Origin of the sequence: Vibrio sp. 1159, from assembly GCF_033340395.1 — a bacterium.
GTDB classification, from domain to species: Bacteria; Pseudomonadota; Gammaproteobacteria; order Enterobacterales; family Vibrionaceae; genus Vibrio; species Vibrio alginolyticus.
Genome location: NZ_JAWOWL010000011.1, coordinates 35,980 through 52,321, shown reverse-complemented (window position 1 = coordinate 52,321; position 16,342 = coordinate 35,980). Strand labels below are relative to the sequence as shown.

Sequence of the window (16,342 nt, the reverse complement as noted above, 5' to 3'; positions counted from 1 at the left end):
ATAATAAAAATGAGGGTATCCCTCTTTATTCCTGCTTTCCTTGTGCCAGAATAGCGGCACAATCCGTTATGATAACTCAGCAGAAGTGACAGAAGACCGCAATTTCGACGATATCGCCCACAAATTTGCAAAAAATATTTACGGCTCCGATAAAGGGGAGATCCGCCAAATCATTGTGTGGGAAGATTTTCTACAGATTCTAAGTGAATTAGATGCTGACCAGCAACCCCTAGAAGTGTTGGACGCTGGTGGTGGTTTGGCACAAATGTCGCAAAAGCTTGCTAAGCTCGGACATCGAATCGCTTTATGTGATCTATCTTCGGAAATGCTGCAGTTGGCTAAGCAGGATATTGAAAAAAACGGTTTGCTTGAGCAGTATCGCCTGATTCATTCGCCTGTCCAATCCATCGGTGAACATATGGATGTACAGGTCGATCTGGTTATGTTCCACGCTGTGATGGAGTGGCTGGTTGATCCTAAGGCCGCACTTGAAACAGTTCTAGAACAAGTAAAACCGGGAGGCATCGCATCAGTCATGTTCTACAACCACCACGGTTTAGTCTATAAAAACGTAGTTTGTGGCAACATTCCTCATATATTAGACGGCATGCCTCACCGAAAAAGATTTAAACTACAGCCGCAAAAAGGCTTAAAACCTGAAGAAGTCTACCAGTGGATAGAAAATTCAGGTTTTAATATTTGTGGCAAATCTGGTATTCGCTCATTTAGTGATTACATAGGCAATATGGAATACATGGGTGATTACGAGTTTGAAGATGTGTTGGCGCTAGAAAAACAACTTTGTCGACAAGAGCCATACCTCTCATTAGGCCGCTACATTCATGTGTGGGCTAAAAAGAACGATAAACAGGAATAACAATGAGTGAGATGACTCTCAATGCTGCAGAGCAACCAATCGATGAGCTGGTTGGCTGGGTTAAGCAGCACGATTTCTCGTTGAACCTGACCACAGAGCGATTGGCATTTTTGATAGCCATTGCCGTACTGAGTAATGAAAGGTTCGATGAAGAACTGGGTGAAGGTGAACTGCATGATGCATTTGCCATCGTCACTCGACTATTTGATGAGACCGGCGAAGCCTCCGCTTTTCGTGCGAACAATGCGATCAACGAGATGGTTAAGCAGCGTCTTATGAGCCGTTTTGTCAGTGAAATTACTGACGGAGCGAGCATTTACCGCTTGTCGCCATTAGCGATAGGAATAACCGACTACTACGTGCGTCATCGTGAGTTCTCAAAACTGCGTCTATCTATCCAGCTATCCATGGTAGCGGATGAAATGGCGAAAGCGATTGAGGCAGCACAAAAAGGTGGCACACCGGGTCACTGGAAGAAAAACGTATACGGTGTTTTAAAATATTCTGTAGGCGAAATTTTCGATCAAATTGACCTCAACCAACGTGTTATGGATGAGCAGCAACAGTCAGTGAAACAACAGATTGCTGACCTGCTTAACAAAGACTGGCGCGAAGCGATCAACAACTGTGAAGCACTTCTGTCAGAAACATCAAGCACGTTGCGTGAACTTCAAGATACGCTGCAAGCCGCCAGTGATGAACTGCAAACTCAGATCCTCGATATTCAAGAAATTGTTTACGGTGACCCTGAGCTGGAGTTTATCGAAGAAGCCTTGTTTGGTCTGCAAATGAAGCTGGACCGAATCACAAGCTGGGGCCAGCAAGCTATCGACCTTTGGATTGGTTACGACCGACACGTGCACAAGTTTATCCGTACTGCAATCGATATGGATAAGAATCGTGCGTTTAGCTCGCGTCTGCGTCAATCTGTCAAAGATTACTTCGATGCGCCTTGGTATCTGACTTATGCAGATGCGGAGAGGCTTTCCGACCTTCGTGATGAGGCCCTAGTACTGCGTGATGACGAGGTCACGGGTCAAGTTCCGATGGAAGTAGAATACGAAGAGTTTCAACAAGTCAATGATGAGTTGTCTGAACGAATTGGTGACATGCTAAAAGCGCATAAAGATCAAGGCACACCAATCGATTTGAGTGTGGTACTGCGAGATTACCTTGCACAGCACCCTTACACTCATCATTTTGATTTAGCTCGCATTATCGTCGATCAAGCTGTACGTCTAGGGTATTCAGAATCGGATTACCAAGCGATTCAACCAGACTGGAAAGCAATCAACGAATTTGGGGCAAAGGTACAAGCGAATGTCATCGACCGATACTAATGAATACATGTCAGAGAATCTGGCAAAAGCAATTTCTAACCCTCTGTTCCCAGCGCTAGACAGCATGCTTCGAGCAGGGCGTCATATCTCAAGTGAAGATCTAGACAATCACGCGTTGTTGTCGGATTTCGAACTTGAGCTTTCTTCTTTCTACCAACGCTACAACACCGAATTGGTGAAAGCGCCAGAAGGTTTCTTCTACCTTCGTCCACGTTCAACGTCTCTGATTGGCCGTAGTGTTCTTTCTGAACTGGATATGCTGGTGGGTAAGGTACTGTGTTTCCTTTATCTAAGCCCAGAGCGTCTTGCGCACGAAGGCATCTTCACTAACCAAGAGCTGTACGACGAACTGCTTGCTCTAGCAGATGAAAACAAGCTGATGAAGCTAGTGACGAACCGTGCGACTGGTTCTGACCTCGATAAAGAAAAGCTGTTTGAAAAAGTACGTACGTCACTTCGTCGTCTGCGTCGCCTAGGCATGATCATCAACATCGGTGAAACCGGTAAATTCAGCATCAGTGAAGCGGTATTCCGCTTTGGTGCCGATGTACGTATTGGCGATGACATGCGTGAAGCGCAGCTGCGTCTGATCCGTGATGGTGAAGCAGTAGTGCACACCAAAGAGCCAAGCCAAGGCAGCTTATTGTCTGAAGAAGATCAAGACGATCAAGCCCAAGAAGAAACAACAGAAGAGGGTGAAGTATGAGCATGATTGAACGCGGTAAATACCAATCGCTGACCATGGTCAACTGGAACGGCTTCTTTGCCCGTACGTTTGACATCGATGGTCTGGTCACCACGCTATCAGGTGGTAACGGTGCAGGTAAATCAACCACAATGGCGGCGTTCATCACCGCATTGATTCCTGACCAAACGCTGCTGCACTTCCGTAACACGACGGAAGCAGGCAGCAGCCAATCGTCTCGCGACAAAGGTTTGTACGGTAAGCTACAGCCGGGCGCATGTTATGCGGCGCTAGACGTGGTGAACTCACGTAACCAACGCCTGTTGTTTGCAGTAAAACTGCAGCAAGTTGCGGGTCGTGATAAGAAGGTAGACATCAAACCGTTTGTTATCCAAGGTCTTCCAAGCCATGTGAAACCAACGGATATCTTGGTTGAAAGCGTATCTGCGACTCAAGCTCGTGTACGTCAAATCAACGAAGTAAAAGAATCGATCGCGGAATTTGAAGGTGTTCAGTTCAAAGCGTTCTCTTCTATCGTGGATTACCACGCGCAAATGTTTGAATTCGGTGTGATTCCGAAGAAACTGCGTAACTCTGGTGACCGTTCTAAATTCTACCGCCTGATTGAAGCATCGCTTTACGGTGGTATCTCAAGTGCGATTACACGCTCGCTACGTGACTACCTTTTGCCACAAAACGGTGGCGTGAAGAAAGCGTTCCAAGATATGGAATCGGCACTGCGTGAAAACCGCATGACGCTAGAAGCGATCAAAACCACGCAAGCAGACCGTGACTTGTTCAAACACTTGATTACAGAGTCGACCAACTACGTGGCGGCGGACTATATGCGCCATGCCAACGAGCGCCGTAAAAAACTAGAACAGACATTGTCTTTGCGTTCAGAGTTATTTGGTTCTCGCGAGACCTTGATTGAGCAAAACAATCTGCTTAACCGCGTTCAAGAAGAGCTGGAACTGCTGATCGAGTCAGAATCTTCTTTAGAGCAAGACTACCAAGCGGCTTCTGATCACTTGCAACTTGTGCAAAACGCGCTGCGTCAGCAAGAGAAGATCGAACGCTACCAAGAAGATCTTGAAGAGCTGAGCGAGCGTCTTGAAGAACAAATGATGGTAGTCGAAGAAGCGCAAGAACGCGTGATGATGGCTGAAGAGCAAGCTACCGTTGCAGAAGAAGAGGTGGATAGCCTTAAGACGCAACTTGCTGATTACCAGCAAGCTCTTGACGTTCAGCAAACTCGCGCCCTTCAATATCAACAAGCAGTTCAAGCGCTGGAGAAAGCGAAGCAGCTACTTGGCGATGACAGCCTAACGGCGGAATCGGCTCAAGCGCTTGTCTCTGAGCTTAAGAGTAAAGAATCAGAAAGCACCAATGCGTTGCTATCGGTTAAGCACAAACTGGACATGTCTTCTGCAGCGGCAGAGCAGTTTGAAACCGCGCTTAAACTGGTACAAAGCATCGTTGGTCAAGTTGAGCGCAAAGACGCGTCTGAACATGCGAAAACCGCAATTGCGAAAGCGCGTGAGTCACAACAAATCGCACAAAACGAACAGCAATGGCGAGCACAACACCGTGATCTCGAACGCAGCCTTAACCAGCAGCGTCAAGCACGTGAACTGGTTGCTGAATACAAAAAGCAATATCACGTTGAACTAACCGATGAGATTACGTTTGAACAAGAACGTGAACGTCATGCGACGCAAATCGAATCACTAGAGATAGCTCAAGAAGAAGTTCGTGATCAGCGTGGTGAACAGCGCCGTCTAGAGCAAAACGCGGTGGCAGAAATCAGTAAGCTTGAAGCAATAGCACCAGCTTGGATTGCGGCGAACGATGCGCTAGAGAAACTGAGAGAGCAGAGCGGTGAAGAGCTTGAGGATCGCCATGCGGTAATGAACCACATGCAAGTTGTCCTTGAACAAGAAAGGGAGCTGTCTTTAGCTAAAGATAAGCTCGCTGAGCGCCGTAGCCAGCTAGACGCTGAGATTGAGCGCCTAGCTTCTCCTGGTGGTTCAAACGACCCTCGCCTGAAAGGTTTGGCAGATACGCTGGGCGGTGTATTGCTGTCTGAGATCTACGATGACATCACGATTGATGACGCGCCTTACTTCAGTGCGATGTACGGTCCGGCTCGTCACGCTATCGTTGTTTCTGACTTGTCAGGCATCGAAGAGAAACTGGTAGAGCTAGACGACTGTCCAGAAGACTTGTACATCATTGAAGGTGACATCGATGCCTTTGATGACAGCTCGTTCGATGCAGAAGAGTTAGAGGGCGCGGTTTGCGTTCGTATGAACGATCGCCAAATGCGTTACTCTCGCTTGCCTGAGATCCCATTGTTTGGCCGCGCGGCACGTGAGCAGCGTCTAGAGTTGCTGCGTAACGAACGAGAAGAAGTGGTAGAGAAACACGCAAAAGCGGCGTTTGATTCTCAGAAAATGCAGCGCTTGTACCAAGCGTTTAACCTATTTGTGTCTAACCACATTCAGGTTGCTTTTGACGCCGATCCAGAACAAGCACTGGCAACTATTCGTGATAAGCGTAACCAAATTGCTCGCGTGTTGGCGGATCTGGATGCGAAAGAGCAACAACAACGTTCTCAGCTTCAAACCAGCAAGCAAGCGTTGTCTTCTCTGGACAAGCTAGCGTCACACATGGTGCTTGTTGAAGATGAGTCATTGCAAGCGCGTTTTGATGAGCTAGAAGAGAAAATCGCTCAGCTTGCAGAGGCAAAAAACTTCTTAAACAACCATGCAAAAGCCGTCACGCAATTAGAGAATATTGCGTCTGCGCTTGATGCTGACCCAGAGCAATTCGATGCACTAGAAGCAGAATACAAAGCGGCAGACGAGCGGCTACAAGATCTTAAGAAGCAAATCTTTGCACTCTCGGATCTCGTTGAACGTCGTCACTACTTCGCTTACTCAGATTCAGTAGACCTACTGAACAAGAGTAGCGAACTGAGTGAGCAGCTAAAAGCTAAACTGGTTCAAGCTGAACAAATGCGTACTCGCTCTCGTGAAGAGTTGAAGCAATCGCAGGGTCAAATGAACCAATACAACCAAGTATTGGCATCATTGAAGAGTTCACACCAAGCGAAACTGGAAACGGTTCAAGAGTTCAAACAAGAACTTCAAGAGTTTGGTGTTAATGCGGACGAAGGTGCGGAAGAACGTGCAATGCGTCGTCGTGACGAACTGCACGAGCGTCTACACACGTCTCGCAGTCGTAAGAGCGAATACGAGCGCACGATCACCTCTACTGAACTAGAGATGAAAGGCTTGGCGAAACGTCTGAAGAAAGTTCAGAAAGAATACGTTGAGCTACGTACGTTCGTGGTTGCAGCGAAAGCTGGCTGGTGTTCAGTACTTCGTCTGGCGCGTGAGAACGATGTTGAGCGTCGTCTACACAAGCGTGAACTGGCTTATATGTCAGCGGATGAACTGCGTTCAATGTCGGATAAATCATTGGGTGCGCTGCGTCTCGCGGTTGCGAACAATGACGACCTGCGTGATGCGCTGCGTCTATCAGAAGACAATGCACGTCCAGAGCGTAAAGTTCTGTTCTACATCGCGGTTTACCAACATCTTCGCGAGCGCATTCGTCAGGATATCATCCGTACTGATGATCCAGTTGAAGCGATCGAAGAGATGGAAGTTGAGCTAGCGCGTCTAACGGAAGAGCTAACCCAACGTGAAAACCGCTTAGCGATCAGCTCTGAGTCAGTAGCGAGCATCATTAAGAAGACGATTCAGCGTGAGCAAAACCGTATTCGTATGCTGAACCAAGGCCTGTCGAACATCTCGTTTGGTCAGGTGAAGGGCGTACGTCTAAACGTGAAGATCCGCGAAAGTCACGAAGTGCTACTGAACGGTCTAGCGACACAGCAAGAGCAGCACAAAGACCTGTTTGAATCGACTCGCTTTACTTTCTCCGAAGCAATGGCGAAGCTGTTCCAACGTGTGAACCCACATATCGATATGGGTCAACGTTCTCCTCAGGTTCTGGGTGAAGAGCTACTGGATTACCGTAACTACCTAGAGCTAAGTGTAGAAGTGAACCGTGGTACAGATGGTTGGCTACAGGCTGAGTCTGGCGCACTATCAACAGGCGAAGCGATCGGTACCGGTCAGTCAATCCTTCTGATGGTCGTGCAAAGCTGGGAAGAAGAGTCTCGTCGTCTACGCAGCAAAGACATTGTGCCTTGTCGTTTGCTTTTCTTGGATGAAGCAGCGCGTCTGGATGCGAAATCGATCGCGACATTGTTCGAATTATGTGACCGTCTGGATATGCAGCTTCTTATCGCGGCGCCTGAAAACATCAGCCCAGAGAAAGGTACGACCTACAAACTGGTGCGTAAGGTGTTTAAAGATCACGAACACGTACACGTGGTTGGTCTGCGTGGTTTTGGTCAAACGGATAAGCCTAAGACTGAAGCACAAGAGATGATTGAAGAGTTTGAATCGTAAACTTCGAATCTAACAAAACGCCCGCAATGAACGCGGGCGTTTTTGTATCTGTTTGCGAGGCAGGCTTCGAACTACATAAGATAAGCCGAGACTGTAGGACGGCAGTCTCGGCTTATTAGCGGAACTTAATGAGGAAGCGACGTTTATTCCTCTGGAATATCGTCCCTGACTTCGATCATTTCAGCAAGCTCTTCAAGTGCTTGGACAGAAAGCTCAGACAAGCGTTGTAGGTGTTGGTCTAAGCTCTCTTGTTCTTCAAGCTCTGGTTCATCATTATTTGTTTCTTTTATTAGCATTTCCCAACCTCTCAAGTTGAGTAAGGGGAGCTCTCATCATACTCAAAAGGCAAAGTAGAAAAGAAACGATCTATGTTGATTTTGTTAGCTCGATCATTGATTCAACTTATATATGAGAAGGATGTGTTTAATAAGGAGAGCAAGTGCAAGGTTTTTGGATGCGGGAACAAAAACGCCAGTAATCATGACAATTACTGGCGAGTAATAACGAACATTATGTCGGAGGGTTAGAACAACGGCTTCACACCGAACTGCTCTGCCGCGTAAGCGACGCGTTCAATCGGTTTTGGATACTCAGCAGGTGTACCAAGGCTCTCTATGTGTTTCAAACGAGGAAGCAAGCCTGCACCATTAGCGATTTGGATTGCCAGACCAGGGCGAGCGTTAAGCTCTAAAACCATAGGTCCTTCATCTTTATCCAGCACCATATCCGTACCCATGTATCCCAAACCTGTCATTTCCCAGGCACTTGACGCAAGCTCCAGCAAGCGCTCCCAATGCGGTACTTGAAGGGTCGAAAGGTCTTTACCTGTATCAGGGTGATGAGTAACTGGATGATCGAACTGCACCGCTCTGACGGCTTTACCTGTCGCGATGTCAATGCCTACTCCTACGGCACCTTGGTGAAGGTTTGCTTTGCCGTCGGAAGCCGCTGTAGAACAGCGCATCATCGCCATAACTGGATAACCTTTAAATACGATGATCCGAACATCTGGTACGCCTTCATAACTGAAGCCATCAAAACAGTCATCAAACTTGATTAAGTTTTCAACCACAGCAACGTCATTTTTACCACCAAGAGAGAAAAGGCCAGCAAGCGCATTACTAATGTGACGCTCGACCTCATCCCTACCAATTGTAGAGCCGGAGGGTTTGGTATATACCCCGTTTTTGTGAGACGTAACAACCAGAATGCCTTTACCGCCACTACCTTGTGCAGGTTTGATTACAAAACCAGGCCAGTTCTCAACCATTTTGTGGATAGTCTTAACTTCAGCTTGGTTATGAATGACACCGATCAGGGCAGGAACTGTTGCTCCTGCTGCCTGTGCAATAATTTTGGTCTTTAGCTTGTCATCGACAAGTGGGTATTTAGAACGATCATTGTAACGGCCAATATAGCTGTGGTTACGCTTGTTCATCCCCATAATGCCTTTATGGCGAAGCTTAGACGGCGAAGTAAAACTTTCGAACATCGTTTAGTCCTCCGCTAGTGGTTTGAAGCGTCGTAGCTCAGTGAGGCGGTAACCTGTGTAAGTACCTAGTAATAGAATACCGGCCAGAACAATCAACTGTAGACCAATGAAGTTAAAGGTTAAGTGTTGAATGTATGAGTTCGTCATTGCAAGGTAAACTAATACCGCTGTCAGCAATGAACCACCACCTTGCAGAGCAACTTCCTTCGCACCTTCTTCTTCCCATAGGATTGACATACGTTCAATCGTCCAAGACAAGATGATCATAGGGAAGAAGGTAATTGTTAGGCCTTCTGTTAAGCCCATTTTAAACGCAACAACGGTGAACACCGAGATGATCATAATAACGGTAATAATGACCGCAGATATCCTTGCTACCAGCAATAAGTTCAACCTAGACAAATAGCTTCGAATAATCAGGCCTGTACCTACAATTAGCAAGAAACCGACAATACCCGTTAATAGTTGAGTTTGAACAAAAGCAACGGCAATCAACACAGGCATGAAGGTACCGGATGTTTTCAGGCCGATAATCACACGCAAGAACACAACGATCAGAGCACCGATAGGGATGAGCATGATGGTTTTGAACATCGCTTGCTCTTCCAAAGGTAAGCTATGAATTGAAATATTCAGTAATCCATCTGCTTCTATTTTGTTGTTTGTAGCTTGTTGTGGTGTCATTTCTTGCTTAATCATCGAGAAATGCACTTGGCTATTTTTACCACCAACAAGGTCAAGTAAGGATACGTTTGATTCATCCCACACTAACAAGTTGGGTTTCACTGCTTTTTGTTCGGATTTTGGTGAAAACAGTACCCAATCTTTACCTGACCAAACCTGAACCATTGGTTGAATTGTTTGGCGTCGACGACCATCTTCTAGTTCGATAACACCGACGGTTTTGCTTTGTATACCTGCGGTAAGCAAAATATTATGCAGTGCATCAGTACGGCTGAAATCGTTCAGTAGTAGCGACGAGTTTTGGCTATCTGGGTCATTAAGCGCTTTGATAAGCTCACGAGTAAACGTCACATTATCGGCAGAGCGACTCATCGCACGTTCGATAAGGGCATTTGCCGCTGCTGCTTGTGGTGCTGATAGCGTTGGTGGCGTAATGTCTTCCGTTGGCGGTAAAGGAGTGACTTTAGCCTGAGGGTCTACTAAGAACTGGGCTTTGTAGTATATGGTTTGTGGCCCTTGAGCTTGGCGAATTGACCATTCTGCACGACGGCCTGAATCGTCATTGATGTAGGAAACGCCATAACCTGATGAGGAAGCAGATTCACCGATAAGTGTGTAACCACTTTGTGTATGAGGTGCTGCAAGTGACGCTTTTACTTCGTTGCCGTTAGCATTGAACTCAATACGAGCTTCTACATCCCATACCTGACGAGTTTCGCCTGGCGTCCAAGGCACGCCGTAGTTTTCATGCCTGAAAACACTCAGAGCAATGCCCGCAATCACCAATAAGATGATAGAAAGGTAAAACGGTATTTTTGACGTCATAATCTACCTTATTATTTTTTATCTTCGTCCGTTTGGATATAGGTACGACTTACATCGACAAGTGCTATGTCGCGCATAAATTCTCTACCCAGTAAAATAGGATGGTTCATATGTGAGCGATCTGCCAACGTAAATTGCGCTTTTTCATGAATTTTTCCAACGCGCACCCAAAGTTCTACCACAGCGCGGCGTTCTAACTCTTCACTGGTAACCTGGCGGATTTTGACGTAGCGAATGACAGGAGCTTCGATCCAAGTACTTTTCTCTTCTTCGGATTTACTGGTGTCTGCTAAGTGGAATCGGACCCATTTTTTACCATTTCTTTCGAACTCTTCAATATCAACGGCATTTAAAGACGACGTCGCGGCACCAGTGTCGATACGTGCATCAAAAGTTTGCTTAATCGACTCTACAGTGACCTTTTCGATAGAGCCAAGGACAATATCGTGAGTTGGGGTTGGTTCCACAGGAGCGGGAGATTGGACAATAATCGGCTCTTTCGGTTTTTTTACTTCTGCCATTGCTTCATCGCGAAATGTAAGAAGTTCAACCTGTAGTTTATCGACTTGTTCTTCAAGGCTGTCGATATAGTCCGATTGGTTGCTGAGCTGTAGCTCTAGGTTGGTAATGCGATTATTGACATTCGCTTCTGAATTTTGAATCGCCGCTAACGTTTCTTGGTGGTACTGTTCGCCTTTGGTTAGTGAGCATCCAGATAGTAAGGCGATGGCAACAATCGGGGTCAATCGTAATAACATTGAAAACCTTGGGATTGGATTAAGTTGTTTATTTTTTAGGAGTTTAGCTTATATCGATAAAGCCTCACAAGTAAGAATGTTTCTCTATTACTTATTGTTTGAGGAATAGTGATGAAAAGCCAAAAATCAAGGGCATAAAAGCGCATCCTTATTTAGAGCGTGCTTATATTTTGACGTGAAAAATGGATTCAAAAAACAAACTCGCTCATTACGAGGAAAGAGGGTAATGTCTTAACTCGTAAAATGAGTTAAGACAATGTCAGGAATCTCAGCGAATTATGATTTGCGAGCGACAAGAACCGCGCGGCGAGGGGCAGGATAGCCTTCTACAGTTTTGCTTGGGTCGTTCGGATCTAAGTAGTCAGGTAGAGAGTTATGCGTCATCCAATCTGTGGTACGTTGTTCATCTACGGATGTGATGTTTTCATCAACGATACGAACATCTTCAAAACCGACCAATTCTAGCCACACTTTTAGGGCTTTTGCTGAAGGGAAGAAATAGACATTACGCATTTGCGCGTAACGAGAAGTCGGGACCAGTACTGCATTCTCATCACCTTCAATCACGAGTGTTTCCAATACGAGTTCACCTCCAGATACCAATTGATCTTTTAGTTGCACTAAATGATCGAGAGGCGAGCGGCGATGGTAAAGCACGCCCATGCTGAATACCGTATCGAACGCTTCTAACTTAGGTAGTTGTTCAATGCCCAATGGCAGTAGGTGTGCACGTTGGTCATCGCCCATTAGTTTACGAATTGCTTCGAACTGAATCAGGAACAGGTGAGATGGATCGATACCGACAGTTAAGCGTGCACCTTCGCCTAGCATGCGCCACATGTGGTAGCCGTTACCACAACCTACATCGAGTACGCTGCGATTCTTTAATGGTGAAATATGCGGAAGCACGCGGTCCCATTTCCAATCACTGCGCCACTCAGTATCAATATGGATGCCGTGTACGTGGTATGGGCCTTTCCGCCAAGGATGGAATGTACGAAGTAAGCTTTCTAGCTTTTTAAGTTCCCCTTGAGGCATCGGCTCATTGTTTGAAATCGTGACAGAATCAACAATGTCGATGTTGTCCGGTCTACCCGCTGGGATTTTGTTCAGGGCTTTCAACCAGCGACCAAAGTCACCGTGCTCTGCATTTTGCCAATCCGTTAGCTGTTGCGGAAGCACATTAAGCCAAGGTTGAAGACGAGTGTCTTGGGCAATCAATTGGTAGAAATTTGCAAAGTTAAACATAGTTAGTCAATCGCTGAGTTGATGGGTATAAATTATTAACGAAAGCCGAAATCGGTATGGTTCAGGCTTGGTATGCATGGTCTATTTAATCGCGAACATGGAGCCGAAGTTAAAGCATTGGAACCAAACGTCGTAGCTAGAAAAGCCAATTTTAGCGAAACGCTCTTTATGTTCTTTCTTTGAATCTGGGCGCATTACGTTTTCTATCGCGCTACGCTTTTGGCTGATTTCTAGTTCGCTATAACCATTCGCACGTTTAAAGTCGTGGTGAAGGTCAATTAACAGTTCGTTCGAAACTTCATCTTCGAAGACGAACTTCTCCGATAGAATCAAAATGCCGCCTGGACGCAGGCCTGCGTAAATTTTCTCGAGCAAGGAGTAACGATCTTCTGGAGAGAGGAATTGCAAAGTGAAGTTCAACACCACCACTGACGCGTTTTCAATTTCGATATTGCGAATGTCTGCTTCTACTACATCCACAGGAGTGTCACTGCGGTAAGCGTTGACGTGAAGTTTACAACGCTCAACCATCGCAGGAGAGTTGTCCACTGCGATGATTTGGCAACCTTCTTGTTTGATATGGCGACGCATAGACAATGTTGCAGCACCCAAAGAACAGCCAAGGTCATAGATGTTTGAGTGAGGTTTTACAAAACGCTCTGCCAGCATACCGATTGCAGAAATGATATTGCTGTAACCCGGTACCGATCGTTGAATCATGTCAGGAAATACTTCCGCTACGCGTTCATCGAACGTGAAATCCCCAATTTTATCGATTGGAGCCGAAAAAATAGTATCTGGATTGCTCTTAGGGTTCATAACTAAGTCTCTGCATACAAGCCGCCTGAAAATGTCAGGCACCAAAAAAGGCGCGTATTTTATGGGAATTTCGCGCCTCTGTCATGTGTTGCGTTAGAACATCTGTAACTGCGAGTTGCCATCGTCAGCTGGGAAAGGCGCTAACTCAGGGAGCGTGATACGTTTTTGTATGTCTTTATACAGGTTTGCAGCCAACTCTGGCGCAATTATATTGTCTGCGGTATGGATCATGACATATGGCTGTTTACCTTCGGCAATCCATTGTGGCAACTTGTTGAGCCATGGTTTAAAAAACTCGTAATTTTGCTGTTCTTCTGGATGACCAATAAAGCGAATCAAAGGGTGTGAAGCGGTAGCAATGGCGTGAACAGGGACTCGTGGTTTTTTCATTTGTGCATCAATAATCGCCTCATTGTCGGGCTTAGCGGCAAAGACTGGGCGGCTATCCATAATAATGCGGTCAATATTATTCTCTACTAACCATTGGTTAAGTGCTCGCTCTTCTTCGCCTTTGGAGAAAAATGCCATATGGCGAACCTCAACACCGAGAGGGAAGTTAGGTGGAAAGCTCGCACAGAACTTTTTCAGTCGATCAAGGTGCTCAGGACCAAATGCGGCTGGTAATTGAATTGTCCATTGGCCTACACGGTCATGCAAAGGCTCCATGACTTTCATGAAGTCTCTCAGTTGTTCGCTGCAACCTCTTAGCATTTGCTCATGAGTGATGGCTTTAGGAAGTTTGAAAGTAAAGCGAAAATCATCGTGGGTTGCGGCTCTCCAGTTTTGCACTGTATTGAGCGTCGGTGTGGCATAAAATGTTGTGTTGCCTTCCACGGTATGAAACACTTGCGCATACCTTTCTAAACGTTCAGCGGGCTTTGTCCCGCTGCCGTAAAAACTTTGTTGCCATTGATTGTGCGACCACATCGTCAATCCAAGTCGAAGAGGTAAGTTATCCATTATTCTTTACTGCTTGCTACTCGTGTGAATACTTTACGAGAGTTTTGCTGAAATAGGTAATTTCACGCTATAATCCTCCCCAATTTTTTCGCTTTGGTGCGCTTTTGAACATTTGTTGTACTAAAAAGCACCAGTGAATGATAAAACACACGTAATTGTATGTTGAGTAGTCGATTTTCGTGGACATTCAGCGTATAACTGAATCTTTACTCTGCTTAGCAATGAGGCTGACAGAGCGTAGTTAACAACATTTGAGAGATTGGGAATTTCATTATGCGTACCCATTACTGTGGTCACCTGAACAAGTCCCTTGCAGGACAAACTGTAGAACTTTGCGGCTGGGTTAACCGTCGTCGTGATTTAGGCGGTCTTATTTTTATTGATATGCGAGATCGCGAAGGTATCGTTCAGGTAGTTGTTGATCCAGATATGGCGGATGCGTATGAAGTGGCGAACACACTTCGTAATGAATTCTGTATCAAACTAACGGGTGAAGTGCGCGTTCGCCCAGAGAGCCAAGCAAACAAAGACATGGCAACAGGTGAAGTTGAGATCCTTGCGAAAGGTCTTGAAATCATCAACCGTTCTGATGTTCTGCCTCTAGACTTCAACCAAAAGAACTCTGAAGAGCAGCGCCTGAAGTACCGTTACCTAGATCTACGTCGTCCTGAAATGAGCGACCGCATCAAGCTACGTGCTAAAGCGTCTAGCTTTGTTCGTCGTTTCCTAGATGACAACGGCTTCCTAGACATCGAAACACCAGTCCTAACAAAAGCGACTCCAGAAGGCGCTCGTGACTACCTAGTACCTAGCCGTGTTCACAAAGGCAGCTTCTACGCGCTTCCTCAGTCTCCACAGCTATTCAAACAACTTCTAATGATGTCTGGTTTTGACCGTTACTACCAAATCGTTAAGTGTTTCCGTGATGAAGACTTGCGTGCTGACCGTCAACCAGAATTCACTCAGATCGATATCGAAACGTCATTCATGACGGCTGACCAAGTTCGTGCAACGACTGAGAAAATGGTTCGTGAAATGTGGCAAGAGCTACTAAATGTTGACCTAGGTGAATTCCCAGTAATGCCGTTCAGCGAAGCGATTCGTCGTTTCGGTTCGGACAAGCCAGACCTACGTAACCCACTGGAACTAGTAGACGTTGCTGACCTAGTGAAAGATGTTGAGTTCAAAGTATTCTCAGGTCCAGCAAACGACGAAAAAGGCCGCGTTGCCGTTATTCGCGTTCCAGGTGGTGCATCTTTGACTCGTAAGCAAATTGATGGCTACGGTGAATTCGTTGGCATCTACGGTGCGAAAGGTCTAGCTTGGATGAAGGTTAACGACCGTGCAGCGGGCATGGAAGGTATCCAATCTCCAGTCGCTAAGTTCCTAAATGAAGACGTGATCAACGGCATTCTAGATCGTACTCAAGCGGAATCTGGTGACATTATCCTATTTGGCGCTGATAAAGCGGGCATCGTTGCAGAAGCAATGGGTGCGCTACGTTTGAAACTAGGTAAAGACCTAGAGCTAACGGATGAGTCTGCATGGGCTCCACTATGGGTTGTTGACTTCCCAATGTTCGAAGAAGATGACGAAGGCAACCTACACGCGATGCACCACCCATTCACATCGCCTCTAGGTGTGACTGCAGAAGAGCTAAAAGCAAACCCTGCTGCGGCAAATTCTAACGCTTACGATATGGTTCTAAATGGCTACGAAGTGGGCGGCGGCTCTGTTCGTATCCACAACGCAGATATGCAAGAAGCCGTATTTGATATTCTAGGTATCACACCTGAAGAGCAACAGCTTAAGTTCGGCTTCCTGCTTGATGCGCTGAAATTCGGTACGCCTCCACATGCTGGTCTTGCATTTGGTCTAGACCGTCTAGTAATGCTGCTATGTGGTACAGAGAACATCCGTGATGTTATCGCGTTCCCTAAAACAACAGCAGCTGCGTGTCTACTAACAGACGCACCAAGTATTGCGAACCCAGCAGCGCTAGAAGAGCTAGCCATCGCAGTAACTGCAGCGAAAGAAAAAGACGCAGAATAAGCGCACAACATTTGAAGAAAACTCCCGCAACTGCGGGAGTTTTTGTTTAAATAAACCCAAGAAACTTCCAAAGCAATTTCCCAAGCAACGCTTTTAGAACATGTTTTGTTATTAA

The 16,342-nt window shown here is 46.2% G+C and carries 12 protein-coding genes; 5 read left to right on the top strand and 7 right to left on the bottom strand.

Annotated features, from left to right (window positions below; translation table 11 throughout):
* Positions 1 to 85: 85 nt before the first annotated feature.
* From cmoM to mukB, 4 genes are read left to right on the top strand one after another with little or no spacing between them, the layout of a single operon-like run.
* Positions 86 to 877 carry a tRNA uridine 5-oxyacetic acid(34) methyltransferase CmoM gene (cmoM, locus tag R7127_RS10825; RefSeq protein ID WP_025998624.1) on the top strand — a complete coding sequence of 264 codons (792 nt, stop codon included), beginning with the start codon at positions 86 to 88 and terminating at the stop codon, positions 875 to 877.
* 2 nt (positions 878 to 879) lie between these two features.
* Entirely contained in the window at positions 880 to 2,217 is a 1,338-nt protein-coding gene (mukF, locus tag R7127_RS10820; protein ID WP_017634722.1) for a chromosome partition protein MukF, read from the top strand.
* Entirely contained in the window at positions 2,198 to 2,923 is a 726-nt protein-coding gene (mukE, locus tag R7127_RS10815) for a chromosome partition protein MukE (RefSeq protein WP_064376612.1), read from the top strand. The genes mukF and mukE overlap by 20 nt, the downstream gene beginning before the upstream one ends.
* A gap of 2 nt (positions 2,924 to 2,925) precedes the next feature.
* A complete protein-coding gene (mukB, locus tag R7127_RS10810; RefSeq protein WP_064376628.1) occupies positions 2,926 to 7,389 on the top strand; it encodes a chromosome partition protein MukB in 4,464 nt (1,487 codons plus the stop codon).
* Positions 7,390 to 7,532: 143 nt separating this feature from the next.
* Here the strand turns inward: mukB and R7127_RS10805 are convergent, their stop codons facing one another.
* The 7 genes from R7127_RS10805 to R7127_RS10775 all read right to left on the bottom strand — a co-directional run bounded on the left by R7127_RS10805 (position 7,533) and on the right by R7127_RS10775 (position 14,175).
* A complete protein-coding gene (locus R7127_RS10805) occupies positions 7,533 to 7,685 on the bottom strand; it encodes a hypothetical protein (RefSeq protein ID WP_005378381.1) in 153 nt (50 codons plus the stop codon).
* Between the two features lie 227 nt (positions 7,686 to 7,912).
* Positions 7,913 to 8,881 carry an alpha-L-glutamate ligase-like protein gene (locus tag R7127_RS10800; RefSeq protein ID WP_005378387.1) on the bottom strand — a complete coding sequence of 323 codons (969 nt, stop codon included), beginning with the start codon at positions 8,879 to 8,881 and terminating at the stop codon, positions 7,913 to 7,915.
* A 3-nt stretch (positions 8,882 to 8,884) separates the two neighbouring features.
* Entirely contained in the window at positions 8,885 to 10,390 is a 1,506-nt protein-coding gene (locus R7127_RS10795; RefSeq protein WP_005378389.1) for an inactive transglutaminase family protein, read from the bottom strand.
* An 11-nt stretch (positions 10,391 to 10,401) separates the two neighbouring features.
* A complete protein-coding gene (locus R7127_RS10790; RefSeq protein WP_005378391.1) occupies positions 10,402 to 11,148 on the bottom strand; it encodes an ATP-dependent zinc protease in 747 nt (248 codons plus the stop codon).
* 276 nt (positions 11,149 to 11,424) lie between these two features.
* A complete protein-coding gene (gene cmoB / locus R7127_RS10785; RefSeq protein ID WP_005387902.1) occupies positions 11,425 to 12,396 on the bottom strand; it encodes a tRNA 5-methoxyuridine(34)/uridine 5-oxyacetic acid(34) synthase CmoB in 972 nt (323 codons plus the stop codon).
* A gap of 81 nt (positions 12,397 to 12,477) precedes the next feature.
* The gene (cmoA, locus tag R7127_RS10780; protein ID WP_017635063.1) at positions 12,478 to 13,215 is read right to left on the bottom strand and encodes a carboxy-S-adenosyl-L-methionine synthase CmoA; all 738 of its coding nucleotides are present in this window, start codon (positions 13,213 to 13,215) and stop codon (positions 12,478 to 12,480) included.
* A gap of 93 nt (positions 13,216 to 13,308) precedes the next feature.
* Complete coding sequence (locus R7127_RS10775) at positions 13,309 to 14,175, bottom strand: DUF72 domain-containing protein (RefSeq protein ID WP_033905053.1); 867 nt, start codon at positions 14,173 to 14,175, stop codon at positions 13,309 to 13,311.
* A gap of 273 nt (positions 14,176 to 14,448) precedes the next feature.
* On the opposite strand from R7127_RS10775, the gene aspS reads away from it, so the two are divergent.
* A complete protein-coding gene (gene aspS, locus R7127_RS10770; RefSeq protein WP_005378401.1) occupies positions 14,449 to 16,227 on the top strand; it encodes an aspartate--tRNA ligase in 1,779 nt (592 codons plus the stop codon).
* Positions 16,228 to 16,342: the final 115 nt, after the last annotated feature.

Bases quoted from the DNA above. Each gene is read 5' to 3' on its own strand.
- cmoB (WP_005387902.1), bottom strand. From the start codon at position 12,396: ATGTTTAACTTTGCAAATTTCTACCAATTGATTGCCCAAGACACTCGT.
- R7127_RS10805 (WP_005378381.1), bottom strand. From the start codon at position 7,685: ATGCTAATAAAAGAAACAAATAATGATGAACCAGAGCTTGAAGAACAA.
- R7127_RS10800 (WP_005378387.1), bottom strand. From the start codon at position 8,881: ATGTTCGAAAGTTTTACTTCGCCGTCTAAGCTTCGCCATAAAGGCATT.
- mukE (WP_064376612.1), top strand. From the start codon at position 2,198: ATGTCATCGACCGATACTAATGAATACATGTCAGAGAATCTGGCAAAA.
- mukF (WP_017634722.1), top strand. From the start codon at position 880: ATGAGTGAGATGACTCTCAATGCTGCAGAGCAACCAATCGATGAGCTG.
- R7127_RS10795 (WP_005378389.1), bottom strand. From the start codon at position 10,390: ATGACGTCAAAAATACCGTTTTACCTTTCTATCATCTTATTGGTGATT.
- mukB (WP_064376628.1), top strand. From the start codon at position 2,926: ATGATTGAACGCGGTAAATACCAATCGCTGACCATGGTCAACTGGAAC.
- R7127_RS10775 (WP_033905053.1), bottom strand. From the start codon at position 14,175: ATGGATAACTTACCTCTTCGACTTGGATTGACGATGTGGTCGCACAAT.
- R7127_RS10790 (WP_005378391.1), bottom strand. From the start codon at position 11,148: ATGTTATTACGATTGACCCCGATTGTTGCCATCGCCTTACTATCTGGA.
- cmoA (WP_017635063.1), bottom strand. From the start codon at position 13,215: ATGAACCCTAAGAGCAATCCAGATACTATTTTTTCGGCTCCAATCGAT.
- aspS (WP_005378401.1), top strand. From the start codon at position 14,449: ATGCGTACCCATTACTGTGGTCACCTGAACAAGTCCCTTGCAGGACAA.